At 73.4% G+C, this 9,646-nt stretch carries 13 protein-coding genes; 8 read left to right on the forward strand and 5 right to left on the reverse strand.

What is annotated here, in order from left to right; genetic code table 11:
- Positions 1-38 precede the first annotated feature (38 nt).
- The 3 genes from OG2516_RS15870 (at position 39) to OG2516_RS15880 (ending at position 1,385) form a co-directional block, all read left to right on the forward strand.
- The gene (locus OG2516_RS15870) at positions 39-527 is read left to right on the forward strand and encodes a DUF6173 family protein (RefSeq protein ID WP_007256894.1); all 489 of its coding nucleotides are present in this window, start codon (positions 39-41) and stop codon (positions 525-527) included.
- A gap of 76 nt (positions 528-603) precedes the next feature.
- On the forward strand, positions 604-747 hold the full coding sequence (locus OG2516_RS15875; RefSeq protein WP_007256895.1) for an aa3-type cytochrome c oxidase subunit IV: 144 nt from the start codon (positions 604-606) through the stop codon (positions 745-747).
- A gap of 5 nt (positions 748-752) precedes the next feature.
- A complete protein-coding gene (locus OG2516_RS15880) occupies positions 753-1,385 on the forward strand; it encodes a hypothetical protein (RefSeq protein ID WP_007256896.1) in 633 nt (210 codons plus the stop codon).
- 12 nt (positions 1,386-1,397) lie between these two features.
- On the opposite strand, the gene OG2516_RS15885 is transcribed toward OG2516_RS15880, so the two are convergent.
- On the reverse strand, positions 1,398-1,715 hold the full coding sequence (locus OG2516_RS15885; RefSeq protein WP_007256897.1) for an AzlD domain-containing protein: 318 nt from the start codon (positions 1,713-1,715) through the stop codon (positions 1,398-1,400).
- The gene (locus OG2516_RS15890; protein WP_007256898.1) at positions 1,712-2,428 is read right to left on the reverse strand and encodes an AzlC family ABC transporter permease; all 717 of its coding nucleotides are present in this window, start codon (positions 2,426-2,428) and stop codon (positions 1,712-1,714) included. The genes OG2516_RS15885 and OG2516_RS15890 overlap by 4 nt, the downstream gene beginning before the upstream one ends.
- Before the next feature lie 58 nt (positions 2,429-2,486).
- Here OG2516_RS15890 and OG2516_RS15895 point away from each other — a divergent pair, with 58 nt between their 5' ends.
- From OG2516_RS15895 to OG2516_RS15915, 5 genes are read left to right on the forward strand one after another with little or no spacing between them, the layout of a single operon-like run.
- Positions 2,487-3,368 (forward strand): formate dehydrogenase accessory sulfurtransferase FdhD, encoded by an 882-nt coding sequence (locus OG2516_RS15895; protein WP_007256899.1) that lies wholly within the window; start codon positions 2,487-2,489, stop codon positions 3,366-3,368.
- On the forward strand, positions 3,365-3,952 hold the full coding sequence (gene mobA, locus OG2516_RS15900; protein ID WP_007256900.1) for a molybdenum cofactor guanylyltransferase MobA: 588 nt from the start codon (positions 3,365-3,367) through the stop codon (positions 3,950-3,952). Before OG2516_RS15895 ends, mobA begins: the two co-directional genes overlap by 4 nt.
- Positions 3,949-4,434 (forward strand): molybdopterin-guanine dinucleotide biosynthesis protein B, encoded by a 486-nt coding sequence (gene mobB, locus OG2516_RS15905; RefSeq protein ID WP_007256901.1) that lies wholly within the window; start codon positions 3,949-3,951, stop codon positions 4,432-4,434. The genes mobA and mobB overlap by 4 nt, the downstream gene beginning before the upstream one ends.
- Before the next feature lie 17 nt (positions 4,435-4,451).
- Positions 4,452-6,551: a molybdopterin-binding protein gene (locus OG2516_RS15910; RefSeq protein ID WP_040616200.1), complete on the forward strand. Its 2,100-nt coding sequence runs from the start codon at positions 4,452-4,454 to the stop codon at positions 6,549-6,551.
- Complete coding sequence (locus OG2516_RS15915) at positions 6,548-7,132, forward strand: GNAT family N-acetyltransferase (RefSeq protein ID WP_007256903.1); 585 nt, start codon at positions 6,548-6,550, stop codon at positions 7,130-7,132. The genes OG2516_RS15910 and OG2516_RS15915 overlap by 4 nt, the downstream gene beginning before the upstream one ends.
- Positions 7,133-7,151: 19 nt before the next feature.
- Here OG2516_RS15915 and OG2516_RS15920 read toward each other — a convergent pair whose 3' ends face one another.
- Genes OG2516_RS15920 through pyrC form a run of 3 tightly spaced genes read right to left on the reverse strand, consistent with a single transcriptional unit; the run spans position 7,152 to position 9,548 of the window.
- Positions 7,152-7,634, reverse strand: a complete 483-nt coding sequence (locus OG2516_RS15920; protein ID WP_007256904.1) for a hypothetical protein — start codon at positions 7,632-7,634, stop codon at positions 7,152-7,154.
- On the reverse strand, positions 7,631-8,242 hold the full coding sequence (gene plsY, locus OG2516_RS15925) for a glycerol-3-phosphate 1-O-acyltransferase PlsY (RefSeq protein WP_007256905.1): 612 nt from the start codon (positions 8,240-8,242) through the stop codon (positions 7,631-7,633). The genes OG2516_RS15920 and plsY overlap by 4 nt, the downstream gene beginning before the upstream one ends.
- Positions 8,243-8,279: 37 nt before the next feature.
- On the reverse strand, positions 8,280-9,548 hold the full coding sequence (gene pyrC, locus OG2516_RS15930; RefSeq protein ID WP_007256906.1) for a dihydroorotase: 1,269 nt from the start codon (positions 9,546-9,548) through the stop codon (positions 8,280-8,282).
- Positions 9,549-9,646: the final 98 nt, after the last annotated feature.

Raw genomic sequence — 9,646 nt, forward strand, 5'->3', positions numbered from 1 at the left:
CCTTGCCAGCGCACGCCCCGCATGCTCCGCTCCGGCCCATGACTGACAGCACCATCGCCACCGCCGCCGAGGCCGAGGAGGCCGACGCCCTGCCCCGCGTCCACGAAGTCCACGCCGACCCGGAGACCGGGCAGATCAAGGTGCCCGAGGGGCTCGGCCGCAAAGCGCCCAAGCGCAGCCCGGCGCGCTGGGCCTACGAGCGGCTGATTCTCTACATCCAGAACTTCGAGAAGCAGCTCGACGCCGACCACGAGGTGGCGATGGGCTTCACCGGCGGCGACGCCGGCGTGATCCGGATCGAGGGCATGGGTTACTTCGACCCCGACATCGTCACCTTCTACGGCCGCGACCCGGGCGGCGCGAAGACGCAGATGATCCAGCACGTCTCGCAGCTCAACGTGCTGCTGCGGGCCCTGCCCAAGCACATCGACCAGCCCAAGCCCAACCGCATCGGCTTCCGGCTGGCGCGCGACCTGGAGGAGGTGGAGGAGGACGACGAGGCCGATCCGCCACCTGCGGCAAGCTGACGCCCTCGTGATCGTGACACGGGCGGCGGGATCAAGTAATCGCACCGGCAAGGCAAGCAAACGAGGACGATACGGCATGGCCGACCAGCACAAGCACAAGCATGGCGAGATGGACATCACGGTCCAGGAGCAGACGTTCGACGCCTTCATCAAGTTCGTCACCCGCGGCACGATCCTCATCATCGTCAGCCTCGTGCTGCTCGCGCTGGTGAACGGCTGAGCCACATGCATCGCCGGACGTTCCTTCTCGCGGCGCCCGCGCTGGCGCTGACCGGCTGCGGCGCGGCCGAGCCCGTCTGGGCGCCCGACGCGTTCGTCGCGGCCAATACCTACGTCCATCCCGGCCCGCCGATGCTGACGCTGTTCACGATGAAGAACACCGGCTCCGACAACGGCGCGCATACCGGGCTTATGATCAACGCCAGCCAGCGGGTCATCTTCGATCCGGCCGGCACCTTCGGCCACGAGACCATCCCCGAGCGCAACGACGTCCATTTCGGCATCACCCCGCGCGTCGAGGAATATTACCAGACCTACCACGCCCGGATGACCTACTACCTGCTGCGCCAGGACCTGCAGGTCAGCCCGGCCACCGCCGAGGCGGCGCTGCGCGGCGTGATGGCCTACGGCGCGGTGCCGAAGGCCAAGTGCACCATCGCCACCTCCGAGATCCTCGGCACCCTGCCCGAGCTCGGCGGTATCCGCACGGTGCTGTTCCCCGACAAGCTCTCCGACCAGTTCGGCCGCATCCCCGGCGTGGTCGAGTCGGTGCGGCGCGAGAACGACAGCGACGACAAGAGCCTCGCCGAGCAGGCCTATACCGAGCAGCTGCAGGCCGCCGCGGCCACCGGTGGCTGAGGCGGCCCCGCCTCAGCCGAGCAGGCCCATCCCGTAGAACACGGCCACCCCGGCGAGGATCGCGATCAGCAGGTTCTTCGTCAGCAGCCCCGCCACCAGCGTCGCCAGCGCCGCCGACAGGCGGGCCGGATCGGGCGCGCCGCCGGTGGCGGCGGGCCACAGGATCAGCGGCGCGATCATGCCCGGGATCACCGCGACGGGCGTGTAGCGCAGCAGCCGCAGCACCAGCGGCGGCAGCGTCCGGTCGCCGATCAGGCCCAGGAACGAGAAGCGGATCAGGAACGTCCCGATCCCGAGCAGCAGGATGAGCAGCCAGATCCCCTCGATCATGCCGCCACCCGCCGCCGCTCGCACAGCGTCTCCACCAGCGCCCCCGCCACCATCGCGCAGGCCGCCGCCAAGAGCAGCCCGACGCCCGGCGGCAGGTCGTGGAGCAGCAGCGCCACGATCACCGACGTCACCGCCGCCGCCACATGCGCGAGGGTGCGCAGCATCGGCGCGACCACGGCGAGGAAGGTGATCGGCAGCGCGAAGTCGAGCGCCCACTCGTCGGGGATCGTCGCGCCCACCGCCGCGCCGATGATCGTCCCGCCGACCCAGATCGGCATCACCAGCATCGCCACCCCGAAAAAGTAGGCCACGCGCGCCGGGACCGTCATTCCCGGCTCGGTCTCGTACTGCGCCACCGCCATCGCGTAGGTCTGGTCGAACAGCAGGTAGCTCACCAGCGTGCGCTGCCAGAGCGGCGCGCGGCCCAGATAGGGCGCGAGCGCGGCGGAGTACATCGCCATCCGCAGGTTCACCGCGAGCGCCCCGGCGAGCGCCATCCAGATGCCGGCGCCCTCCACCAGCAGCTGCAGCGCCGTCAGCTGCGAGGCCCCGGCGACGACGAGCAGGGTCATCGACATCGTCTCGACCAGCCGCAGCCCGGCCTCGGTGGCCACCACGCCGAACAGCAGCCCGAAGGGTCCGACCACGAGGGCGAACGGGATGCCGTGCCGGGCGCCCTTCCAGAAGGCGGAATTGCTGGTGGAGGTGGCCATGTGCCTGTTCTAGTCTTAAGCGTCCCGCGTGGGTAGCGGGGCGCAGGAGGATTGGCAATTGGCCCGGATCGACGATCTCTCGGGATACCTCGTCGCCCCCGATCCGGACGGGCCGCGCCTGACGCGCGCGCTCACCGGGCACGACGAGACCGGCCGCGCCGTCGAGGCGCGGGTGATCGAGGAGCGGCCGCTCACGATCTTCCTCAACGGTCGCGAGATCGTCACCGCGATGACGATCGGCGACTATCCGGAGTACCTCGCGCTCGGTTTCCTGAAGAACCAGGGGATGCTCGCCAGCGGCACCGCGATCACCGGCGTCGAGTTCGACGAGGAACTCGAAACGGTGGTGGTGCGCACCGCCGCCGAGACCGATTTCGAGGCGAAGCTGCAGAAGAAGACCCGCACCAGCGGCTGCGCCGTCGGCACGGTGTTCGGCGACATGATGGAGGGGCTCGAGGGCCTGACCCTGCCGCCGCTCGAGGTGCGCACCTCCGAGCTCTACGCGCTGTCGCAGCGGATCAACCGCACGCCGTCGCTCTACCTCGAGGCCGGGGCGATCCACGGCACGGTGCTGTGCCGGGGTGCGCGGCCGCTCGTCTACATGGAGGATGTCGGCCGTCACAACGCCGTCGACAAGGTCGCGGGCTGGATGCTCTCCGAGGGCGTGGGCGCGGCCGACAAGCTGCTCTACACGACGGGCCGGCTGACCTCCGAGATGGTCATCAAGTGCGCGCTGATGGGCATCCCGGCGCTGGCCTCGCGCTCGGGCTTCACCGCGTGGGGCGTCGAGATCGCGCGGCAGGTGGGGCTGACGCTGGTGGGGCGGCTGAAGGGGCGGCGGTTCCTGTGCCTGTCGGGCGAGGAACGGCTGGTGCGCGACAGCGACCTCGCCTCCGTGGCCGACGACGACCCGCACCCGCGCAAGGGCGCGCGGGCATGAGGGCGCCGGTCGGGGTGATCCTCGCCGGGGGGCTGGCGACGCGGATGGGCGGCGGCGACAAGGGGCGGCTGCCGCTCGGGGGCGGCACGATCCTCGGCCACGTCATCGCCCGGCTCTCGCCGCAGGTCGACGCCCTCGCGCTCAACGCCAACGGCGATCCGGCACGGTTCGCCGATCTCGCCCTGCCGGTCCTTCCCGACGGCATCGACGGCCATCCCGGCCCCCTCGCCGGCGTGCTCGCCGGGCTCGACTGGGCGGCGGGCCGGGGCGCGAGCCACGTGGTCAGCGCCGCCGCCGACACGCCGTTCCTGCCCTGCGATCTCGTCCCGCGGTTGCTCCTCGCCGCCGACGACGCCGGCGCGCCGATCGCGCTCGCCGCCTCGCCGGGAGGGCGTCAGCCGACCTTCGGCCTCTGGCCCGTCGCGCTGCGCGACGACCTGCGCGCGGCGCTGGGCGCGGGCGTGCGCAAGGTGGTGCAGTGGACCGACCGCCACGGCGCGGCGACCGCGCGCTTCCCCGACGACGCTGCCTTCTTCAACGTCAACACCCCCGACGACCTCGCCGCCGCGGAGGCGATGCTTTGAAGGTGTTCGGCATCGCGGGCTTCAAGAACGCGGGCAAGACGGGGCTGATGGAGCGGCTCGTCGCCGAGATCTCCGGGCGCGGCCTCGCCGTCTCGACGCTCAAGCACGCCCACCACAGCTTTGACGTCGACCGCCCCGGCAAGGACAGCCGCCGCCACCGCGACGCCGGCGCGCGGCAGGTGCTGATCGCCTCCGACCGGCGCTGGGCGCTGATGAGCGAGACCGACGAGCCCGCGCCGCTCGAGGCGCTGCTGGCGCGGCTCGATCCGGTGGACCTCGTGCTCGTCGAGGGCTGGAAGCGCGCCGGGATCCCGAAGGTCGAGGCGTGGCGCGAGGCGGCGGGGCATCCGCTGATGGCGCCCGACGATCCGTGGGTGCGCGCCGTCGCCTCCGACGTGCCGGTGCCCGTCGCCTGCCCGCGCTTCGAGCTCGACGACACGGCGGCGATTGCCGATTTCCTGCTGCGGGAGGCGGAGCTTTGAAGGCCGACGCCGTGCTCATGGTGGACTGGTCCGCCCGGTCCGCGCCGTCCCCGGCGCGTCCCGTGGCCGACGCCATCTGGATCGGCGAGGCCGACGGGCAGGCGGTCACCGACAGCTACCACCGCACCCGTCACGCGGCGATGGCGGCGCTCGAGGCGCGTGTTTCTCTCGCGCTCGGGCGGGGGGAGCGGCTGCTCATCGGGTTCGACTTCCCCTTCGCCTATCCCGCCGGCTTCGCCCGCACCCTCACCGGCACGGACGACCCGCTTGCCCTCTGGGATTGGCTGGCGGAGCGGATCGAGGACGGGCCGGACAACGGCAACAACCGGTTCGAGGTCGCTGCCGCGATCAATCGCACCCTGACCGGGATCGGCCCGTTCTGGGGCCGGCCCGCGCACTTGGACCTGGCCGACCTGCCGACACACGGCAGCACCCGCACCTGTACCCTCTTCGCCGAGCGGCGCGAGGTGGAGCAGAGGCTGAAGAGCACCCAGCCTTGCTGGAAGCTCTACACGACCGGATCGGTCGGCTCCCAAGCCCTGCTCGGCCTGCCGCGCCTGGCGGCCCTGCGCCGCCGCTTTTCCGGACAGATCGCGGTGAGCCCTTTCGAGCCGGCGGACGCGCCGATCGTGCTTGCCGAGATCTTCCCCACGCTGCTCGACAAGGTCGTGCGGGCGCGAACAGGCTCCGACGACATCCGCGACCGGGTCCAGGTTCGCACCCTCGCCGAGGCCTTCCGGGCGCTGCCGCCCCGCCGACTGGGCGAGATGCTCGGCGAGGGCGATCCGGTCGAGGGCTGGATCCTCGGTATCGGCCACACCGACGAGCTCGACGCCGCGCTGGCCGAGTCCGCCCCCGGCCCGCTCGCGCCGCCGCCGCTGAGCGACGACTGCTTCGCCCTGCCGCGCGGCACCGACTGGACGCCCGTCGACACCGCCCTCGCCGAGCTGCGCGCGCGCATCCGTCCCGTCACCGGCACCGGGGACATCGCCGTCGCCGAGGCCGAGGGCCGGGTGCTGGCGCGCGATGCCGTTGCCCGTCGCGCCCATCCGCCCGGGGCCAATGCCGCCGTCGACGGCTACGGCTTCGCCCACGCCGCGACGGGCGCGGGGCCGCAGGAGCTGCCGCTGCTCGCCGGGCGCGCCGCCGCCGGGGCGCCCTTTGGCGGGCGGGTGCCGGAGGGCTGCGCGCTGCGGATCCTGACGGGCGCGCTGCTGCCCGAGGGGGTCGACACGGTGATCCTCGAGGAGGACACCGCGAGCGACGGCGAGCGCATCGCCTTCCACGGCCCGCTCCGGCGCGGGGCCAACACCCGGCGCGCGGGCGAGGACATCGCCCCCGCAGACACCGTCCTGCCTGCCGGCCGCCGCCTCACGCCGGCCGACCTCGCCACCCTGTCCGCCGCCGGGCTGGGGCGGGTGACGGTGCACCGCCCGCTGCGCGTCGCGGTGCTCTCGACGGGCGACGAGCTTGCCGAGGGCGGCGACGCCGACAGCCCGGCGCAGACCGTGGACGCCAACCGCCCGATGCTGCTCGCCACGCTGGCGCGCTGGGGGATGGTGCCGCTCGACCTCGGCATCGTGCCCGACGACCCCGACGCCGTCCGCGCCGCCCTCGACCGCGCCGCCGGCGAAGCGGACGCGATCCTCACGTCGGGCGGCGCGTCGGCGGGCGACGAGGACCACATGAGCCGGCTGCTGTCGGAGACCGGCTCGATGGCGACGTGGCGCGTGGCGCTGAAGCCGGGCCGGCCGCTGGCGCTCGGCATGTGGGGCGGGGTGCCGGTGTTCGGCCTGCCGGGCAATCCGGTCGCCGCCTTCGTCTGCACCCTGATCTTCGCGCGCCCCGCGCTGCTGCGCCTCGCCGGGGCGGACTGGGCCGCGCCGGAGGGCTTCGACCTCCCGGCCGCCTTCGCCAAGCGCAAGAAACCGGGGCGGCGGGAGTACCTGCGCGCGCGCCTGCGCGACGGGCGGGCGGAGGTGTTCGCGTCGGAAGGCTCGGGGCGGATCACGTCGCTGAGCTGGGCCGAGGGGCTGGTGGAGCTGCCCGACGGCGCGGCGGAGATCGCCGAGGGCGATCCGGTGCGCTTCCTGCCCTACGGGAGCTTCGGGCTGTGAACGTGCGCCACGGGTTCCGGCCACAGGACCGGGGCGAACTGGCGCGGCTCTACTGGCAGGCCTTCGGCGGCAAGCTCGGCCGGGTGCTCGGCCCGGAGCCGCTGGCGCTCGCCTTCATCGCCCGCGTCGCGAGCCCGGCCCACGCGCTCTGCGCCTACGACACCGACGAGACGCTGCTCGGCGTCGCGGGCTTCCATGCCGAGGGCGGCGCGCTGGTGGGCGGCGGCGTGCGGGAGCTGCGCGCGGTCTACGGGATCGGCGGGGCGCTGTGGCGGGCGGCCTGCCTCGGGCTGCTGGTGCGGCCGGTGGCGGGGGACCAGCTGCTGGTCGACGGCATCTTCGTCACCGAGGGCGCGCGCGGGCGCGGCGTCGGCACCGCGCTGATCGAGGCGCTGGCCCGCGAGGCGGCGCGGCGCTCCTGCCCGGAGGTGCGGCTCGACGTGATCGAGGGCAACGAGCGCGCCCGCCAGCTCTACGAGCGGCGCGGCTTCGTCGCGGTGGGGCGGCGGCACAGCGGCGCGCTGCTGCGGGTGCTGTTCGGGTTCGGCTCCGCGACGACGATGGTGCGGCGGGTGGTATGAGGGGCCGAGGGCCCGCCGGTCAGCGCTCGGCGGCCTCTTCCTCCGACATCGGGAAGCGGACGACCTGGAAGTCGCCGTCGAAGGCGACCATCGCCTGCACGCAGGGCGCGGCGCCGTAATCGTCGCAGGTGGAGCCGTGGCGCGACAGCAGGATCACCCGCGTGCCGTGGAAGTCGACCACGTCCCAGGTGAAGCCCCACCACCGCTCCGACGTCTGCCCGTCGATCACGAAGTGGATCGGCGCGCCGCCGGTGCCGTGCCAGGCGCTCATGTTCCACTGGCAGAAGATGTGCTCGAAATCGACCACCTGGTCATCGGCCTTGCCGTCGCCGTCGAGATCGACGCGGGTGACGCCCTCCGGCGCCACCTCGAGCGACCCGGCGTCGAGCGCGGCGCACTCGTTGGCGGCCTCGGTCAGGATCGCCTGCACCCGCGGCGCGAAGTCCTGCGCGGCGGCGGGGGGCGCGGCGAGCGCGAGGAGGAGGGGAAGCGCGCGTCTCATGCCTTGCCCTCGAGCTTCTGGCCGATCTTCGGCTCGGTGCCCGCGCGCAGGCGGGCGATGTTGCTCCAGTGCCGCCCGTAGACGAGGAGCGCGAGGACGATGGTCAGCAGGACCAGATCGCCGTGCCCCAGCAGCGCCGCCCAGAGCGGCGCCAGCCCGGCGGCGAGCAGCGCGGCGAGGGAGGAATAGCGCAGCAGGGCGGCGGCGGCGAGCCACGTCGCGGCCGCGGCGAGGCCGACGGGCCAGGCCAGCGCGAGCAGCAGGCCGAAGAACGTCGCCACGCCCTTGCCGCCCCGGAAGTTGAGCCAGACCGGGAAGCAATGTCCGACGAACGCCGCGAGCCCCGCCGCCTGCGCCGCGTCGGGCCCGCTCAGCGCGCGCGCCAGCAGCACCGCCACCGCCGCCTTGCTGCCGTCGAGCAGCAGCGTCGCCGCCGCGGCGCGCTTGTCGCCGGTGCGCAGCACGTTGGTCGCGCCGATGTTGCCCGAGCCGATGGCGCGCAGGTCGCCGAGCCCGAGGCGGCGGGTGATGAGCAGCCCGAACGGCACCGAGCCGAGCAGGTAGCCGAGCAGCGTCCAGAGCGCGAGCAGGGCGGCGGCTGTGGTCATGTCGGGTATCCTCGTCCTCTCGTTGTCCCCGCGGGGGCTAGCCGTGGACTCGCCGGCCCCCGACCCATGTGCCGACCACCTTGCCCTGCATTCGCGCGCCGTCGAAGGGGGTATTCTTCGATTTCGACTTCAGCGCGAACCGATCGAGCAGGAACGGGGCGTCGGGATCGAACAGCACGAGGTCCGCCGGCGCGCCCTCGGCGAGCCGGCCCGTCTCCAGGCCGAGCCGGCGCGAGGGATTGAGCGACATGGCCGCGAACAGCCTGGGCAGCGAGATGTGGCCGGCATGGACCAGCCGCATCGCGGCGGGCAGCAGCGTCTCGAGCGCCACGGCGCCACTCGCCGCCTCCTCGAAGGGCAGGCGCTTGGATTCCTCGTCCTGCGGCGTGTGCATCGAGCAGACGATGTCGATCAGCCCCGAGGCCACCGCCTCGACCACCGCGAGCCGGTCGTCCTCGGCCCGGAGCGGCGGCTTGACCTTGAAGAAGGTGCGGTAGTCGGCGACGTCGAACTCGTTGAGCGTCAGGTGGTGGATCGACACCCCGGCGGTGATGTCGAGGCCGTTGCGCTTGGCCCGCTCGAGCGGTGGCAGGGCGCGGGCGGTGGTGACCTGGTCGATGTGGAGCCGCGCTCCGGTCATCTCGGCGAGGCCGATCTCGCGGTCGAGGCCCATCCGCTCGGCCATCGGCGAGACCGCGGGCAGGCCGCGCAGCGAGGCGAACTTGCCCGACGTGGCGCAGGCCCCGTCCGACAGGCGCGGCTCCTGGGCGTGCGCCACGACGAGCGCGCTGAGGGAGCGGGCGTAGGCGAGGGCGCGGCCGTAGACCTTGGTGTCGGCCACGACGCGGTCGCAGTCGGAGAAGGCGACCGCGCCGGCGTCGAGCAGAAAGCCGATCTCGGTCATCTCGCGCCCGGCCCGGCCCTTCGTCAGCGCCGCCATCGGCAGCACCCGGACGACGGAGTCGGCGCTGGCGCGGCGGGCGACGAATTCCAGCGTCTCGGGCGTGTCGATGGCCGGAGCCGTGTCGGGGCGGGTGACCATGGTGGTGACGCCGCCGGCCGCGGCGGCGCGGCCGGCCGAGGCGAAGCTCTCCTTGTGGCGCTCGCCGGGCTCGGAGACCTTCACGCCGAGATCGACGATCCCCGGCGCGAGGCACGCGCCCCGGCAGTCGAGCGCGCCCTCGGGCACCTCCGGCCCCTCGATCAGCGCCGCGATCCGCCCGTCGACGATCCGCAGGCCGCCGGCGCGCTCGCTCCCCGCCTCGGGGTCGATCAGACGGGCATTGGCGAGGACGGTGTCGGTCATGCGGGCGGCTCCTTCGTTGCGGCACGTTTAACGGAGGGAGCGGGGGAGGTGTAGGGGCGGCAGGGGGCTGCGGCGGCGCGTGGAGGCGGGTGGAGCCG

It is taken from the genome of Oceanicola granulosus HTCC2516 (assembly GCF_000153305.1).
Taxonomy (GTDB): Bacteria; Pseudomonadota; Alphaproteobacteria; order Rhodobacterales; family Rhodobacteraceae; genus Oceanicola; species Oceanicola granulosus.